This is a genomic window from Phenylobacterium sp. SCN 70-31, assembly GCF_001724605.1.
GTDB lineage: Bacteria > Pseudomonadota > Alphaproteobacteria > Caulobacterales > Caulobacteraceae > Phenylobacterium.
Window position 1 is genome coordinate 114698 of sequence record NZ_MEEX01000008.1, and the last position, 16999, is coordinate 131696.

12 protein-coding genes are annotated in these 16999 nt (G+C 70.7%); 8 read left to right on the plus strand and 4 right to left on the minus strand.

The window, feature by feature from the left end; genetic code table 11:
* Positions 1-49 precede the first annotated feature (49 nt).
* Positions 50-727 (minus strand): CoA pyrophosphatase, encoded by a 678-nt coding sequence (locus ABS78_RS08615; protein ID WP_293377126.1) that lies wholly within the window; start codon positions 725-727, stop codon positions 50-52.
* Between the two features lie 289 nt (positions 728-1016).
* On the opposite strand from ABS78_RS08615, the gene ABS78_RS08620 reads away from it, so the two are divergent.
* The 3 genes from ABS78_RS08620 (at position 1017) to ABS78_RS08630 (ending at position 5130) form a co-directional block, all read left to right on the plus strand.
* A complete protein-coding gene (locus ABS78_RS08620; protein WP_293377129.1) occupies positions 1017-1562 on the plus strand; it encodes an RNA polymerase sigma factor in 546 nt (181 codons plus the stop codon).
* Positions 1563-1659: 97 nt separating this feature from the next.
* Positions 1660-2634 (plus strand): FecR domain-containing protein, encoded by a 975-nt coding sequence (locus tag ABS78_RS08625; protein ID WP_293377132.1) that lies wholly within the window; start codon positions 1660-1662, stop codon positions 2632-2634.
* Between the two features lie 144 nt (positions 2635-2778).
* On the plus strand, positions 2779-5130 hold the full coding sequence (locus tag ABS78_RS08630) for a TonB-dependent receptor (RefSeq protein WP_293377135.1): 2352 nt from the start codon (positions 2779-2781) through the stop codon (positions 5128-5130).
* 405 nt (positions 5131-5535) lie between these two features.
* On the opposite strand, the gene ABS78_RS08635 is transcribed toward ABS78_RS08630, so the two are convergent.
* On the minus strand, positions 5536-6543 hold the full coding sequence (locus tag ABS78_RS08635; protein ID WP_293377138.1) for an SDR family NAD(P)-dependent oxidoreductase: 1008 nt from the start codon (positions 6541-6543) through the stop codon (positions 5536-5538).
* Positions 6544-6927: 384 nt separating this feature from the next.
* On the opposite strand from ABS78_RS08635, the gene ABS78_RS08640 reads away from it, so the two are divergent.
* The gene (locus ABS78_RS08640; protein ID WP_293377141.1) at positions 6928-9246 is read left to right on the plus strand and encodes a TonB-dependent receptor; all 2319 of its coding nucleotides are present in this window, start codon (positions 6928-6930) and stop codon (positions 9244-9246) included.
* A gap of 25 nt (positions 9247-9271) precedes the next feature.
* Positions 9272-10597, plus strand: a complete 1326-nt coding sequence (locus ABS78_RS08645) for an LLM class flavin-dependent oxidoreductase (RefSeq protein WP_293377144.1) — start codon at positions 9272-9274, stop codon at positions 10595-10597.
* A gap of 49 nt (positions 10598-10646) precedes the next feature.
* Here ABS78_RS08645 and ABS78_RS08650 read toward each other — a convergent pair whose 3' ends face one another.
* Positions 10647-12182: an acetyl-CoA acetyltransferase gene (locus ABS78_RS08650; protein ID WP_293377147.1), complete on the minus strand. Its 1536-nt coding sequence runs from the start codon at positions 12180-12182 to the stop codon at positions 10647-10649.
* Complete coding sequence (locus ABS78_RS08655; protein ID WP_293377150.1) at positions 12179-12739, minus strand: TetR/AcrR family transcriptional regulator; 561 nt, start codon at positions 12737-12739, stop codon at positions 12179-12181. Before ABS78_RS08655 ends, ABS78_RS08650 begins: the two co-directional genes overlap by 4 nt.
* 166 nt (positions 12740-12905) lie before the next feature.
* On the opposite strand from ABS78_RS08655, the gene ABS78_RS08660 reads away from it, so the two are divergent.
* The 3 genes from ABS78_RS08660 to ABS78_RS08670 are packed head-to-tail and all read left to right on the plus strand — an operon-like array spanning position 12906 to position 16905.
* Positions 12906-14000 (plus strand): acyl-CoA dehydrogenase family protein, encoded by a 1095-nt coding sequence (locus ABS78_RS08660; RefSeq protein WP_293377153.1) that lies wholly within the window; start codon positions 12906-12908, stop codon positions 13998-14000.
* A gap of 1 nt (position 14001) precedes the next feature.
* Positions 14002-15225, plus strand: a complete 1224-nt coding sequence (locus ABS78_RS08665) for an acyl-CoA dehydrogenase family protein (RefSeq protein WP_293377156.1) — start codon at positions 14002-14004, stop codon at positions 15223-15225.
* 60 nt (positions 15226-15285) lie between these two features.
* Entirely contained in the window at positions 15286-16905 is a 1620-nt protein-coding gene (locus ABS78_RS08670) for an acyl-CoA synthetase (protein WP_293377159.1), read from the plus strand.
* The last annotated feature ends 94 nt before the right edge of the window (positions 16906-16999 follow it).

A 16999-nucleotide genomic window follows, 5' to 3' on the forward strand; every position in this document is an offset into this window, starting at 1 on the left:
CTTCGATCTCTGGACGCCCGCAGGTTTGCTCGGCGGGCCGGGGATTGCCTCACCGCGCCGTCCAGTTCGGCTGTCCGATGGCGTCGGTGCGGACGGGGCGTCCGCGGAGGCAGACCTCGCGGAACTGCCACAGCCAGGCGGCGGTCGGCGCATTGATCCAGCTTCCCCGGGCGTACATGCGCAGGAGCGGCGGGCCTGGCGGATTGCGGATCCGACGCGGCGCGCGCGGGTGGTCGAGGTCGGCCAGCGGGACGAACCAGGCCGCCTGGACTTCCTCGGGAGCCGGCGACAGCGCAACGGGGTCGGGCGTCCAGAGGACCACGGGAGTCACGACCTGCTCGCCCAGGGTCACGAAATCGTCGAGGAGGCCAAGGGCAGCGGCGCGGGTCAGGCGTACGCCGACTTCCTCGTCGGTCTCCCGCAAAGCGGCGTCGATGGCGTCCTCGCCCGGGTCGAGCCCTCCGCCGGGCAGGGCGTAGTTGCCGGCGTTCCGACGCAGGTGCAGCGCGCGGCGCGTGAGCAGATAGGCCGGTCCCAGGTCGCTGGGCGCGAGCACGATGGCCACGGCGGCGCGGCGGCGGCCGGCGGGCGCGATTGCGATGCGCTCGAAGGCCGTCAGGTTGGCGGCGATCCGGTCCCGAAGGGTCTCCAATTCAGGATGCCTCCGCGGGATCGCGGGCTCGACCCCAGGACGGGCGTCGTCGTTCCGGCCGGGGTCGTCGGTCACCTTGGGGTCCTCCCGCGCCCGGAAGTTAGGGCGTCTCGCGGCCGGAGGAAATGCGCCGGCCCCGAGGTTGGTCGGACGCGGCTCTCGGCGAGGAATCGCGAACTGACGCTCCGGGCCGCCCAGCTCGCCCGCGGCCTCGGCTTCCAGGACGGGTCGCCCCGTCATTCGCCGCTTTCGTCTCCGGAGGCTCCAGCAGAGGCCGGGCGAAAAGGCTTGGCAAGAGGTCGTTCCTTCGCCATGCGGGCAGTAAGGATACGCCCGCCGGAAGGCGGCAACGACGAGGCAGGGGTTGGCGGCGCCGCGGTCCACCGAGCGGGTTGATGACGAAGGACCGCTCTACAGGGCGTTCCTGGAGAAGCGCGAAGCGCTGCTCCTGTTTCTGGCCGCCCGCACGCGTTGCATGGCGACCGCCGAGGACCTCCTCCAGGACCTCTATCTGAAACTCCACGGTCTCGACGACGAGGCGGCGGTTCGCGCCCCGGCAGGCCTGCTCTACCGCATGGCGACGAACGTCCTGGTGGATCATGTGCGAAGCCGTGACCGTTCGGCCCGGCGCGACGCCAGCTGGCGGCAGGAGACGCGGTCCACGCTCGCCGGCGAGGACGTCGCGGAAGAGGCCGCGGCGGATGAAGCGCTGATCGCCCAGGAACGTGTTCGCCTGCTGGCGGAGGCGGTGGCCGAGTTGCCGCCGCAGATGGGCCGCGCCTTCCGGCTGCACAAACTGAAGGGCCTGACCCAGGCTCAGACGGCCCAGGCCATGGGCGTCTCGGTGAAGATGGTCGAGCAGCACATCCAGGCCGCCGTTCGCAACCTCACCCGCAGGTTGCGGCCATGATCGGACAGGAATTTCACAGGGGACCTAGGGTCCGGACGGCGTGGCGCCGTCTTCGACCTTGCCCGGCGCAGCGTGCGCATTGCGGGACGATGGAGCCATGAGCGGCAGGACGATCAGCCAGGAAAGGGCGGCGGCGAACGCCGGCGCCTGGCTCGCGCGCCTGCAACGTGACGACCTCACGGCTGCCGACGCGGAAGCCTTCGACGCCTGGCTGGCCGAAACCCCGGACAACGCCGAAGCCTATCGCGAAGCCCTGGCGGTCTGGCACGAATTCGAGGCCGTCGCGCCCGAGGTCGGGGCGGAACTGGCCGAACTGGGCCGACGTCAGGCGCTGCGCCAGGGCGTGAGCCGCCGGCGCTGGATTGTGGGCGGGGGCCTTGCGGCTGCGGCGGCGCTGACGGTCGCCGTGCTGCCGCAGATCTCCGGACAACCCGACGTACAGGTCTATGCGACCGGCAAGGGCGAGCATCGCCGCATCGCGCTGAGCGACGGGTCAACGATCGACCTCAACGCGGAATCGCAGCTCAGCGTGGCCTACTCGCGCAAGGGCCGCGACGTGGTGCTGGCGGACGGCGAGGCGATCTTCGACGTCGCTCACGATCCGAAGCGACCGTTCGTCGTCGAGGCGTCCGGCCGGATGGTGCGGGTCCTGGGCACCCAATTCGATGTCCGCAACCGCGACCGCGCGCTCAGCGTCACCGTGGCGCGTGGGAAGGTGCAGGTCTCGCCCGTCGCGGCCTCGAGCGCACAGGCCTTCGTCCTGACCCCCGGGCAGCGGCTGCGCATCGACCCGGAGGGCGTGGGCCGGCTGGCCTCGGTGGACCCGGCCGAGGCCTTCGGCTGGCGGACCGGGCGGCTGGTCTACCGGGACGAACCCCTGGCCGACGTGGTCGCCGACCTGAACCGCCAGTTCGTGCGCCAGATCGAGATCTCGGACCCCGAACTGGCGCGGATGCCGATCACGGGCGTGATCGTAATCGACGATCAGGACGCGGTGGTCGCGCGTCTTGGCTTGATGCTGCCGGTAAGATCGGTACCCTCCGAGCGGGGTACGCTGCTGCTTCGGAAATGACCGGGCGCGGCTGACCCGCCTGGGTCCGTGCGGGCCAAGGGGGCGAGAACCATTTGACTATGGGCTGATTGCCGCGTCGTGGATCGGGAGCCGCGCCGGCGGAGGCGGTCCTGGGCGGAGCTGACCATCCTCTCGCGTCGGGAATTGCTGGCCGCTGTCGCGGGCGTGGGCATGGGCCTCGCCTCGGTGACGGCGCATGCCGCGCCGGCCCGCATCCAGTTCCATGTCCCGCCCCAGACCTATGCCGAGGCGCTGCTCGACGTGGCGCAACAGGCCAACATCACCCTGATCGGCGCCGGCGCCTGCACCGGCCGCTCGGCCGTGGGTCTTCAGGGTCCCTACACCGTGGAGCAGGCGCTCGAACGCCTGCTGGCCGGCGCGCCGTGTCGCTGGCGGCTGATCGCGCCGGGCGCCGTCGAAATCTCGCCGCTGCCCGAAGCGCCGGCGCCGCGCCTGTCGCCGCCCGTCTCGGTGGCGGAACTGCTGGTGACCGCGACCAAGCGGGTGCGGAACGCCCGGGAACTCGCGGTGGCCGTCACGGCCGTTCCGCGGAACGACCTGCGCGCCTCGGGCGCCAGCGACGCCGCCGACGCGGCGGGCCAACTCGCCGGCGTGCTGGCCACCAACCTCGGGCCCGGCCGCAACAAGCTGCTGCTCCGCGGCCTGGCCGACGGCGCCTATACCGGCCGGGCGCGCTCGATCGTGGCCACCTATCTCGACGACGTCCCCATCAACTACAACGCGCCCGATCCGGACCTGCGGCTGGTGGATGTCGACCGGGTCGAGGTGGCCCGTGGGCCACAGGGCGCGCTCTACGGCGCGGGAAGCCTGGGCGGAGTCTACCGGATCGTGGCGCGGCGTCCGAACCTGAGCGCCATGCAGGCCGAGGTTCGCGCCACGGGCGCCCTGACCCGCAGCGGCACGCCCAGCGCGGCCGTGGAGGGCTACGCCAACTATCCTGTCTTCGAGGACCGGCTGGGCCTGCGTCTCTCCGCCTACCAGGAAATCCAGGGCGGATACCTCGACGACATCAGTCAGGACCGCGAGAACGTCGACCGCACCGAGCGGCGCGGCGCGCGCCTGATCGTCCTCTACCAGCCCGACGACAACTGGTCCGTCGCCCTGACCGCCGCGGGGCAGCACCTTCGGTCTCAGGACACGCACTACACCTCGCCCGGCCTGGGCCTGAAGCGGTCGGTCCGCATCCCCGAACCGCACGTGAACGACATCACGCTCCTCACCACCACCCTGAAGCGGTCCTGGGGCTGGGGCGAACTGGTCGCTTCGGGCGGCTACATCCGCCATGCCTACAGCAGTCTGTACGACGCCACGGCGACCCAGGACCTCTACACCTCGTTCGCCCGGACATCGGCCTATTCCGAGCGAAACCGCACGCGGATGCTGGTTCAGGACGTCTACCTGGCCTCTCGTGGCGCGGGCGCCTTTCAATGGCTGGGAGGCCTCTACGGATCGGATACGCGAATCCACGCCCCGACCGAATTCCTGGCCCAGATCCCGAACCTTCCCAACATTCCCGTGTATGGCGACACGCGCCGCGACCACGTGCGCGAGGTCGCCGCCTATGGCGAGGCGTCCTGGATGTTCGCACGGGGGTGGACCGTGGCCCTCGGGGGCCGGGCGTTCCACATCGACACGCGGACCCGCTCGGCCGTGGTCTCGGAACGCTTTCCGCCTCGCGATTTCGACCGCAACGCCTCGACCACCGGCCTCTCGCCCAAGCTCTCGATCCAGTGGGAGCCCGGTTCGGGTCACCTGATCTACGCCGTGGCGTCCGAGGGCTATCGGCCCGGCGGCCTGAATTCGGGCGGGGCTGTTCCCCTGCCCGAGGCGCGCGAGACGTTCCGCCCGGACCGGATCGTGAACTACGAGATCGGCGCCAAGACCCGCGCCCTGGACGGCCGCCTGGCGGTGAGCGCGGCGGTCTTCTACGCCGACTGGGAGGACATCCAGACCGACCAGTTCCGCCCCTCCGGCATCGCCTACACCACGAACGCGGGCGACGCCCACATCCTGGGGGTCGAGAGCGAGGTGTCTTATCGGGGCCCCTATGGCCTCACCGTCCAGCTCAACGGTCGCCTCGCCCGGACGCGGACGTCCAATCCGAACCGGGATTTCACCAACAACCTGGTCCATGCGCTGCCGGGCGCGCCTTCGACCTCGGCGGGAGCCCTGGTGAGCTGGGAGCGCGAGATCCGGGAGGACTGGCGGCTCAACCTTCTGGGCCAGGTGAACTATGTGGGCTCGTCCCACGTCTCGTTCGACGCCGCGGCGCCCAAGACCGGCGGCTACATCCGCAGCAAGATCTCGGCCGAGCTGGTCGGGGACCGATACGGGGTCCAGGTCTTCGTGCTGAACCCCTTCGATTCGCTGAACGACACCTTCGCCTTCGGCAACCCCTTCAACCCGAACCAGATTCGGCAGATCACGCCCCTGCGGCCGCGGACGCTCGGCGTGACGGTGTCCGCAGCTTTCTGAAACTTTTTCGGATCCGACCTAGGGGAGGCGCCCAGCGGCGCCGTCTCAGCCGCGACCTTGGTGCGACTGGAGAGCCGCGAAGGTCGGGCCGCGCCGGGCTGGCGCGGCGCAAGCGGGGCGCCCCGGGCTCGATCGGGCGCGCCGCGAGCCATCGGAGCGCGGCCCCGGCGAGGAGAGCGTCAGGGGCCGCGCATCTCCCCATGCCTGCGTCGAAGAATCACGTTTGGCCCCAGGCCGCGACGGTGCTACTGTAGGGCTGTCGATTGCGGCCGGCCCGGGCTGCGCGGAACGTCACGGCGTTCCAGATCGACGCGCGTCGGCTCTCCAGTCACCGGCACGAGACCTACCGCCCCGGCCCGAGATCGTCACACCTCGGCCGGGGCTTCTCGTTTCTGCTTCCCGATTTCAGCTCGTCACGGCCTTGTGCCAGGCGGCGTACGGCCCCTGGCCCAGGACCTGGGCCTGGAAGCCCGCCATCGCCTTGTTCACGGCCTGGGTCATGGCTGTGTTGGGATGCACGGGGCGGCGCAGCGGCCTCTGGCCGTTGGGCAGCGCCACGAGTTCGGCCACCGCTCGGGCCACATCGGCCGGATCGCTGTCGCGCGGACCGGTCATGGTCGCCCGGGTCATGGCGATGTGCTGTTCATAGGCTTTCACCCGTTCGGGTTCGTTGCGCGCGAGCATCGCTTCGACCGCCCTGGCGCCCGTCTCCCAGATTCGGGTGGGATATCCGCCGGGTTCGATGATCGTCACCTCGACGCCGAACGGCGCCAGTTCATAGGCCATCGCCTCGAAGGCCGCCTCCAGCCCCCACTTGCCGCTGCAATAGGCGCCGATGTTGGGCAGGATCATGCGCCCGAGCTGGGACGACACGGGCATGAGGAGGCCCGAACCCCTGGCGCGCATGCCGGGCAGGGCGGCGCGGGCGACGCGCAGGCCGCCCAGCAGGTTGGTCTGCATCTCGGTGTCCAGCGCGGTCTCGTCGTGCAGTTCGATGGGCCCGGAGATGCCGACGCCGGCGTTGCTCAGCACCGCATCCAGGCCGCCGCCGGCGATCTTTTCCGCCTGCGCCACACCGGCCTTCACCTGGTCGGGCTTCGTCACATCGATCTCGACCACATGGACCTGGCCGGGCTTGCCCTTGGCTTCGGACAGGAGCGAGACGGCTTCCGGACGGCGGCCGCCGTCGAGGTTGCGCATGGAGGCGACCACCGTCGCGCCCAGATCGGCCAGGTGCAGCGCGGAAAGCCGGCCGAAGCCCGAGCTGGACCCGGTGATGAGGATCGTCCTTCCCTTCAGCGAGCCGGGCGCGGGAGCCTGCGCCTGTGCGTGAGCCAGGGTCGCCGCGCCTGTGGCCACGACCGAGACGGCTCCCAACAGAGCGCGGCGGTTCATCGTCGGGTCGTCCATCATGGCGTTCGCTCCCGTGTCCTGTTCTACGGCTTGTCGCCCGACAGTAGCGGGGATTTCCCCGAGAGCCACCGGCATCGGTTAAGCTCGCCGCGATGTTAGAAAAACTGCATCGATAAAACCAAGTGATCCTATAGGAATTATATGGCGACGCGTTCCTCCCCCTCCCGGCGTCGTGAGTGACCTCGTGCGACGCCTCGGTGACGAGGCGTCGCGCGCCTCCGGGGAGCGGAGAAATGAGTATGCGTCTTCAAACCAGAACCATCTGTCGTCGGCGCTGAGACCGGCCCGGCCCTGGGCCGGGGACGCCGGGCGGACGCCGCCTGGCCGCGACGTTGGAGCTTTCATCGAAATGCGGGCGGCGAACGTCCGCCAGGGGATATCTCAATGCCAGCCATACACCGACGCGGCGGCCTCGCCGTCGCGCTGACGGCGCTTGTCGCCGCCACGGGATCGGTCGCCCATGCGGCCGAGGTCGCCGCCGAAGCGGCGGCCAGCGAGGTGGACGAGGTCGTCGTCACCGTGCGACGGCGCGCGGAACGTCTGCAGGACGTCCCGATCACCGTCTCCGCCGTCAGCGGGGCGGCGCTCGCGGCCGAGCGTCTGGACCGGGTTTCCGAGTACGCCGCCAAGATCGCGAACTTCAACGCCCTGCAACAGAACACCCGGGTGTCGACCCTGACGATCCGCGGCGTGGGCGGAAACGCCAACAGCGACGGCTCCGAAGCCGGCGTCGGGCTCATCGTGGACAACGTGTTCTATACCCACCCCGGTTTCAGCTGGCTGGACTTCGTGGACCTGGAGAGCGTCGAGCTCGCGCGCGGCCCGCAGGGCACGCTGCTGGGCAAGAACACGACGCTGGGCGCGCTGGTGGTGACCACCAAGCGCCCGTCGTTCACGCCGGAGGCCACGGTCAGCGCGACCCTGGCGAACCGGGAGCGCTACCAGTTCCGGGCCAACCTCTCGGGGCCGATCGTGGAGGACCGGCTGGCCGGACGCCTCACGATCTACCGCGACACGGGCGGGGGGTGGCTGACCAACAGGGTCGACGGCAAGGACTACCTCGACACCAACCGGTGGGCGGTGCGCGGCCAGTTGCTCTATCGCGACGGCGGGTTCCAGAACCGCCTCATCGCCGAGGGCTACAGGACCAAGGAGTTCAACAACTACTATCCGGCCGCGGGCGACCCGCTGACGTTCGTGAACGGCGCGGTGCGGAACGGCTGGCAGCGGCGCCTGCAGAGCGCCTTCGGGTACACCCCTTCGTACGACCTGCCCCGCGACCCCGACCTGGACACCCAGGAGCGGATCCTCTCGCGCACCTACGGGATCTCCAACCAGGCCGACTGGTCGATCGGAGAACACACCCTGACCTCGGTCACGGCGTGGCGGCAGCTCTACTTCCGGCCGCGCAACGACTCGGACGGCACGCCCTTCCCGATCGTTCGGGCGGGCTACGACGTGGACGTGGATCAGTATTCCCAGGAGTTCCGGTTGGCTTCGCCCACCGGCGGCGCCTTCGACTATCAGGTCGGCGTCTACGCTCTGCGCCAGGACGTGCGGAGCAACTATCGGACACAGTTCTTCAGCGCCGCCAGCGCGTTCTTCCTCGGCGCGACGGTCCCCGCCGTGGCGCTGGACGGGCTGGAGACCAACCAGCGCGGGGAAGCGAAGACCGACAGCCTCGCCGCCTTCGCCCAGGGTACCTACCGCTTCGACGAGCGCGCCAGCCTGACGCTCGGTCTCCGCTACACCACCGAGACGCGGAAGGCCTCGAACGAGGCCCTGTCCTTCGGCGGCGCACCGCTGACCGGCGCTCTGGCGGCGCTGGCGCCGTTCCGCGCCGCCGTGGCGGGAACACCGTTCACGGTGACCGGCAAGAAGACGTCGGACGCCGTCTCGTGGCTGATCAATCCGTCCTACCGGATCACGCCGGACGTGCTGGCCTACGCGAGCGCAAGCTACGGGGAGAAGTCGGGCGCCGCCAATCTGGGCGCGCGGCCGGGCGATCCGATCATCATCCAGCCGGAGACATCGCTCGACTTCGAGCTCGGCGTGAAGACGACGCTGCTGGGCGGCCGGGCCACGCTGAACGCCAACCTCTATCACAACGAGATCGAGGACTATCAGGCCACCCTCACCACCCAGGTCGGGGCCACGGCGCGATCCTACCTCGCCAATGTGGGCAAGGTGCGCCTGCGTGGCGTGGAGGTCGAGGGACAGGCGCAGCTCACGCCCGTCTGGCGGGCCTCGTTCAGCGCGGCCTACAGCGATCCCGAATACGTCTCGTACCGCAATGCGCCGCCGCCGCCGGAATACGCCTTCCCCGGTGCGCCGGCCTCGGTCGACCTGTCGGGCACGCGGGTTCCGTTCGCGCCGCGCTTCACGGGCCAGGTCAGCCTGAACTTCGAGCAGCCGCTGGACTCGGGTCTGGTGGTCTTCGGCTACGCGAACCAGACGTGGCGCAGTTCGACCTATCTGAACGCCCTGTCCGCCTACGGCCGGCAGAAGGCCTACGGGCTCACTCACGTCGGTCTGGGCGTCCGCACCGACGACGGGCGGTGGTCGGCCAACGTCTGGTCCAAGAACCTGTTCGACAAGGACTATGCGGCGGCGTTCGGCATGGCGAGCGCCAACTCGCCCTACATCGCCATCCTGGGCGAACCCCGGACGTTCGGCCTCACGCTGACCGCCCGTCCGTTCTAGGAAGCCGCCGGAGGGGGGCCGTGTCGTGACGTCCGATCGCCAGATGCGCCTGGGCGCGTTCCTGTTTGGCCTGGGCCATCATCTGGCGGCCTGGCGCCACCCTGAGGCCGACCCCTCGGCGCTCACGCGATTCGAGCCGATCCTGAGGTCGGCGCGTCTTGCGGAGGCGGCGGCGTTCGACGCCGTCTTCTTCGCCGACAACGTCGGATTGCCCGGCGGCTCGCTGGAGCGGCTGAGCCAGGGACCGCAGGTCTACTACTGGGAGCCGCTCACTCTCCTGGCGGCGCTGGCGACCCAGACCGAGCGGATCGGCCTGATCTGCACGGTTTCGGCCACCTACATGCCGCCGTACCATCTGGCCCGGAAGTTCGCGTCGCTGGACCAGCTCAGCGGGGGCCGGACGGGCTGGAATCTGGTGACCTCGGCCTCGGACGCCGAGGCGCAGAACTTCGGGCTGGAACACCAGCTCGCCCACGACGACCGCTATGCGCGCGCCGCCGAGTATCTCCAGGTGGTGACGGGGCTCTGGGACACCTGGGACGACGACGCGCTGGTCCTGGACAAGGAGGCCGGCCGCTTCTTCGATCCCACGAAGGTCCGGCGGCTGGATCATGACGGGCCCTACTACCGGGTTCGAGGTCCGCTCCAGTCGGGCCGGCCGGTCCAGGGGCGGCCGGTGATCGTCCAGGCGGGGTCTTCCGACGACGGCCGCGCGCTCGCGGGGGCCTCGGCCGAGGTCGTGTTCACCGCCCAGCAGAGCCTCGCGGGCGCCCAGGCGTTCTATGCCGACATCAAGGCTCGCGCCGTCGCGGCGGGGCGTAATCCCGCGGATGTCCTGATCATGCCGGGCGTCATGCCCTTCGTGGCCGAGACGCGCGAGGCGGCCGAGGCGCGGTTCCAGTCGCTTCAGGACCTCGTCGATGTGCGTCAGGCGCTTGGCCTGCTGTCGGGTCTGACCGGGACCGACCTCTCCCGCGCCGATCTGGACGGGCCGTTCCCCGACCTGCCGCCGACCGAGGGCTGGCGGGGGCGGCAGGAACTGTTCCGCGAGGTGGCTGAGGACGAGGGGCTCAATCTGCGCCAGCTCATGTACCGGGCGGTCTCGGCCCGGGGACACAAGGTTGTCGCCGGCTCGCCGCAGGACGTGGCGGACATGATGCAGCAGTGGTTCGAGGCCGGCGCGGCGGATGGTTTCAACGCGATGCCGCCCATCCTGCCGGGGGACCTTGAGGCCTTCACGCGTCTGGTCGTCCCCGAGCTGCGTCGGCGCGGGCTGTTCCGCGACGCCTACGATGGCATGACGCTGCGCGACCATCTGGGTCTGAAGCGGCCGGCGGTCGGCGCCTCCTGACGCGCAAGTTCACGCGGCCGGCCGGGACGTCCGTCGGCCCTGAGACCCGTCACGAAAACCCCGTCACCAGCAGCTTGCCGTCCCCGGCCGGCTTCACGAAGGCGCGACGGGTCAGCGGGTCGGCGGCGATCATCGCCTCCGCCACCCGCGGATCGTCCGGCGGCGTCATGGCGATGACCCGGGCGCCGGCCGGCGAACGGGCCAGTACGACGCCGCGCGGCGCCGGGCCGGAGTAGTCGATGGTGTAGGTCTCGACCGCCGCCTCGCCCTCGAAGCCCGGGTCCAGTTCGGGCGCCGCCCAGCCATCGACCTCCGCCTGGAGCGGCGCGGAGTCGAAGGGCGCGAAGGCGCGCGCCTGGGTGGAATAGACGCCCACAGAATACTTCGACAGGAAGCCGCCGTTGGCCCCGACCAGACCCACCGCGCCCGGCCGGGCGCGCAGGCGTCGGACCATCTCGGCGATGGCGTGCATGGAGTAGTTGTTCCCCGCGCCGCCGAAGAACGGCAGGCCGCCGGTTACGGTCAGGCCGCGCGGGTCGTCGGGCGCGAGGCCCAGGCCGTCGCAGATGTTGAACACCGCGATCGGGAAGCAGGAATAGAGGTCGAAGACGTCGATATCGGCCACGGTGACGCCGGCGACGTCCAGGGCCCGCCGGGCGGCGGCCACCGAGGCGGGACTGCGCGACAGGTCCTGACGTTCGACCGGCGTGCGCTCCTTCACGTCGGCGCCGCCCCAGAGATAGACCCAGCGGTCCTCCGGGACGCCCAGCGCCCGCGCCCGTCCCACGGAGGTCATCAGGACGGCGGCCCCCTGATTGGCCTGGTCGCGGGCCACCATGCGGCGGGGGAACGGATCGCTGGTCAGGCGGTTGGGGCCGGTCACGGTCGCCAGTTCCTCGGCCGTGAACACCTGCTGGCTCATGGCGTGGGGGTTGCGCGCCGCCTCGCGGGTGAAGGGCGCGAAGAGGCGGCCCATGTCCAGGGCGTAGCCGTCGCGGTCCTTGCCCTCCCGCGCCCGCCGCGCGTTCTCGAACAGGGCGTACACCTGGATCGGCGTGCGCGCGCCGTGGCCCGCGAGATCGCGGGTCAGCAGGCCGTCCATGCCATAGCCGCGATCCTCGAGCTGTCCTCCGACCGTCTCCTTCCAGTCGCGGGTTTCGCCCTTCCCCGCCAGGTGGCGGACGGTCGAGATGGCCTCGGAGCCGACCATCAGCGCCATCTCCATCTCGCCGGCGGCGATGGCGTGGGCGAACTCGTTGACGAGGTGCTGCGGCCCCTGCCCGCCCACCACTTCCCAGATGGCGCGGCGGGGGTCGGCGCCGATGCGCCGCGCCACCGAGCGGGGAAAGTTGTCGGAAGCGCCGAAGGGCGCCTGGGCGTTCGGTCCCGAGACCTCGAACTGGCGGATGGCCGCGATCACGTCGATCCCCCCGGCCAGGCCCGGGACGCCCGCGTCGCCGAGCGCCGCCTCGGCCGCCTTCGCCGCCAGGGCCACGGGGGACAGGGCCTGGTAGTCCGGCGCGTCGATGCGCTCGGACGCCTCGCCGACCCCGATGATCACAGGGGTGTTGTCGCTGACCGTCATGTTTCCTCGCGGGCTTTTGCGCCGACGCCCGTCAGGACAGCGTCCACGAGGTCGGCGGTGAAGATGTCCATCTTGCCCATCATGGCGGCGCGCAGCCGCGGGGGCGTGGTGGCGATGTGGTTCGAGATCCCGCCGACCACCATGTCCATGAGCAGGCCGGGGTTGACCGAAGCACCGATGTCGCCGCGGGCGATGGCGCGCCGCACGATTGCCCGGCCCTGGCGGATCGTGGCCTCGACGTAGGGCGCCGTCGCGGCCCGGATCTCGGGATGGAGTTCGGCGTCCAGAGCCATCCAGAGCGCCGCGCCGGCGTAGGCGCTTGTGCGGACGGCGAAGATCTGGCCCGCCAGGGCGATCAGATCCCCGCGCAACGCGCCGGTGTCGATGCGGGCGGGCGCGAGCCAGCGCGCCTCCAGCGTCTGGCGCAGAAGATCCTGGCGATCGGCCCAGCGGCGGTACAGCCCCGCCTTTCCCACGCCTGACCGGCGCGCCAGCGCCTCGAACGAAAAGCCCGCCCAGCCGGCCTCGGCGTAGAGCGCGATGGCGGCGTCGAACACGCGATCCTCCAACCCCGGATCGCGGGGCCGGCCCCTGGCGGGGGGCGCGGAGCCGGCGGGCGTGACGGCGGCGGCTTCAGCCACGGCGGCGCGCGCTTGCCATCGGAAGGACCATGTGGCTAATTTTAGACGGATACCGTCCGATAATCAACAAGGAGGCGGCGGCTTGCCCAGCCTGACCCCGGAGGAACGAACCGCCCTGCAGGATGCGGTGACGCGGCTCCTGGCCGACCGAAGCGCCGAAGCCGACGTCCGACGCACGATGGAGACCGAGGCGGGCTACGACCCCGTGCTGTGGACGCAACTCGCCGAGATGGGCGTCACCGGCCTGATCGTCGACGAGGCCTACGGCGGCGCGGGCGCCGGGCCGCTCGAACTGGAGGCCGTGATGGAGGCGGCGGGCGCCGCGCTGCTGTGCGGCCCGCTGCTGGGCTCGGGCGTGCTGGCGGCCGAGTTCCTCCAGCGGCTCGACGACGCGGACGCCAAGACGCGCCTCCTGCCGGGGATCGCGGCGGGGGCCACCATCGCCGCCGCCGCCCTGACCGGCGAATCCGGGGCCTGGACGCCTGAGGGCGTGGCCGTCACCGCAGACGGCGACGCCCTCAGCGGCGCGGCCAGCTATGTGATCCACGGTCAGAGCGCCGACGTGCTGCTGGTGCTGGCCCGCACGCCGGATGGATTGGGGGCCTTCGAGGTCGATTCCGGGGCCGCGGGCGTGACGATCCACGCGCTGCCGACCTTCGACCACACCCTGCGGCTCGCGCGGATCGCTTTCGACGCCGCGCCGGGCCGGCGGCTGACGGGCGACGCCTGGGCGGCGGCCGAGGCGGCGCTCCGCCTCGCCCTGGTCGGCCTCGCCGGCGAGCAGGCCGGCGGCGCGCGCCGGTGCCTGGACTTCACCGTCGACTACGCCAAGAACCGCTATCAGTTCGGCCGGGCGATCGGCTCCTTCCAGGCGGTGAAACACATGGCCGCCGATCTGCTGCTGGAGACCGAGAGCGCCATATCGGCCGCGCGCAACGCCGCGGCGAAGCTGGCCGCCGCCGCGCCCGACGCCGACGCGGCCGTCAGCCTGGCGGCCTTCGCCTGCGCCGACGCCTATGTGAAGACCACCGCCGACGCGGTGCAGATGCACGGCGGCATCGCCTTCACCTGGGCGCATCCGGCCCACCTCTACCTCCGCCGCGCCCGCGCGGACGCCCAGCTCTTCGGCGTCTCGGCCGCCCACCGAGAGCGTTTCCTGACGGCGCTGGGAGCCTGACATGGCCGACGCAAACACCGCGAACGACGCCCTGCGCGACGAGGTCCGCGCCTGGCTCGCCGATAACTGGAAGGGTCTCCCCAAGCCCAAGCCGGGGCCGGGAGGCGCCGGCTGGACCGTCTCGGCCGAGCACAAGGCCTGGCTGGCCAAGGTGGTGGCCGCCGGTTGGGCCGTGCCGCGCTGGCCGGCCGAGTGGCACGGGCGGGGGCTGCCCGACGCCCAGGCCCGGATTGTCGAGCGCGAGTTCGCCGCCGTCGGCGCGCCCGGCACGGGGCAGGATCGCACGAACCTCTGGGCCAACACCCTGCTGGCCTGCGGAACCGAGGCGCTGAAGGCCAAGCTCGTCGGCCCCCTGCTGCGGCAGGAGGTGGGCATGTGCCTGCTCTACTCCGAGCCCGGCGCGGGCTCGGACCTGGCCGGCATCCGGACGCGGGCCGAGAAGGTGGGCGACCACTTCGTCGTCACGGGCCAGAAGGTGTGGACGTCCGGGGCCGCGACGGCCGACTACGGCATGCTGATCGCGCGGACGGACTGGGATGTCCCCAAGCATGCGGGCATCAGCTTCTTCTTCCTGCCGATGAAGCAGCCGGGGGTCGAGGTGCGGCCGCTGCGGCAGATCACCGACGAGAACCATTTCAACGAGGTTTTCATCACCGACGCCGTCGTGCCGGCCGAGAACCTGCTGAAGAACCTGGGCGAGGGCTGGGGCGTGCTCCAGACGGCCCTGGCCTACGAGCGCTCGGTGATGGGCGAGGGCGCGCGGGGCGCGCGCAGCGGCGCGCCGGAATCGAAGACCGAGGAGCCGCTGATCGCTCTGGCCCGCGAGGCGGGGCGGCTGGGCGACCCGCTGCTGCGTCAGGATCTGGCGCAGGTGATCGCCTACAAGCGCCTGAACGCCCTAAATACGGCCCGCGCCAAGGCCGACCTGGCGCAGGGCAGCTCGTCGCCGGTGATGAGCCTGGGCAAGCTGGCCATGAGCCGCATCCTGCACGAGGAGGCCCGCGTGCGCACCGCCATCCTGGGCGCCGGCAGCCTGCTGGAGGGGCCGGAGCATCCCCGCGCGGAGGACGCCAACTTCCTGACGCTCAACGCCTACTTCACCTCGATCGGCGGCGGCACCGACCAGATCCAGCGCAACATCATCGGCGAGCGTGTCCTGGGCCTTCCGAAAGAGCCCGAAGTCGATCGGGATATTCCCTTCCGTCAGGTCAAGAGCAGTCGATAGGCGTTCGGACCAGATTGCGGCCCAGACCGGCGAAGACCGGGGGCCCGGAGGGAGGAACGCATGGACTGGAATTTCGGAGACATCCTCGACGCCGTGGAGCCGGTGCTGCCGGCGGACAGCCCGGCCTTCATCCACGGCGACCGGGTGGTCACGCTGGGCGAGGCGCGGCAGGCGACCAACAACCTCGCCCGGGCCCTGATCGCCCGGGGCGCGGCGCCGGGCGACAAGATCGCCATCTACATGCGCAACCGGCCCGAGTACCTCATGGCCGTGGCGGCCGGATGGAAGGCCCGGCTGACGCACGTGAACGTCAACTACCGCTACACGCCCGAAGAGGTCTGGTACATCTTCGACAATTCCGACGCCCAGGCGGTGGTGTACGCCTCGGAGTTCCGGGACGCGGTCGAGCAGATCCGGCCTCGCCTGCCCGGCGTGAAGACCTGGGTCGAGGTCAGCCCCGACGGCGCCGTCGCCGATTTCGCCGAGCGGTTCGAGGACCTGGCCACCGAGGGTAACGGCGGCCCGCTGGATATCCGTCGGTCGGGCGACGACCAGTTCTTCATCTACACGGGCGGCACGACCGGCATGCCCAAGGGCGTGATGTGGGCGCACAAGGACCTGCGCGAGATCACCCTGCAGGCGGCTCGCAAGATGGGACCCGTGCCCGAGACGCTCGAGGCCCTGGCCGAGCACGCCCGCACCCTGGGGCCGATGGGCCGGATCCTGCCCGCGCCGCCGCTGATGCACGGCACGGGCCTCCTGACCGGCATGGGCGTGATGATGTCGGGCGGTACGGTCATCACCCTGGAGGGCGCGACCTTCGATCCCATAGAGATGCTGGACGCGGTGGACCGTCACAAGCCCCAGACCCTGGTGATCGTGGGCGACTCGTTCGCCAAGCCGATCCTGAACGCGCTGAACGCCAATCCGGGACGCTGGGACGTCTCGTCCGTGGCGATGATCGTCTCGTCGGGCGTGATGTGGTCGTACGAGGTCAAGCAGGGACTTCTGGAGCACATGCCGGGCGCCATCCTCTCGGACGGCTTCTCATCGTCGGAGGCGCTGGGCATGGGCCAGTCGATGATGGCCAAGGGCTTCGAGGTCCAGACGGCGAAGTTCGTGCTGGGCGAGCGCTGCAAGGTGTTCGACGAGAACGACAATCCCGTCGAGCCCGGCTCGGGCGTGCAGGGGCTGGTGGCGATCGGGCCGCCCAATCCGATCGGCTACTACAAGGACGACGAGAAGACGGCCCGGACCTTCCGCACCATCGGGGGCGTCCGCTACTCGATCCCCGGCGATTGGTGCGTGGTCGAGGCGGACGGCTCCCTGACCCTGCTGGGCCGCGGCAGCGCCTGCATCAACACCGCCGGCGAGAAGGTCTTCCCGGAGGAGGTGGAGGAGGCGCTGAAGACCCACCCCTCGGTCGAGGACGCCCTGGTGATCGGGCTCGCCGACGAGAAGTGGGGTCAGCAGGTGACGGGCGTCGTGCGCCTGGCCCAGGGCGCCGCGCTGGACGAAGACGGACTGCGCGCGCACGTCCGCAAGGCGCTGGCGGGTTACAAGACGCCCAAGCGGATCGTGGTCGCCGACCGTGACATCCGGGCCGCCAACGGCAAGGCCGACTATCCGTCGGCCCGCGCCAGCGCCGAGGCGCAGTTGGCGACTGGGGCGCCTGCCTAGAGCGCGTTCGGTTTAGATAGACGCATATCCGGCATGCCTGATGTAATTGGCGCACTCGGCGGCTGAGAAGCATTCGAGCAGCCTGCCGATGCGG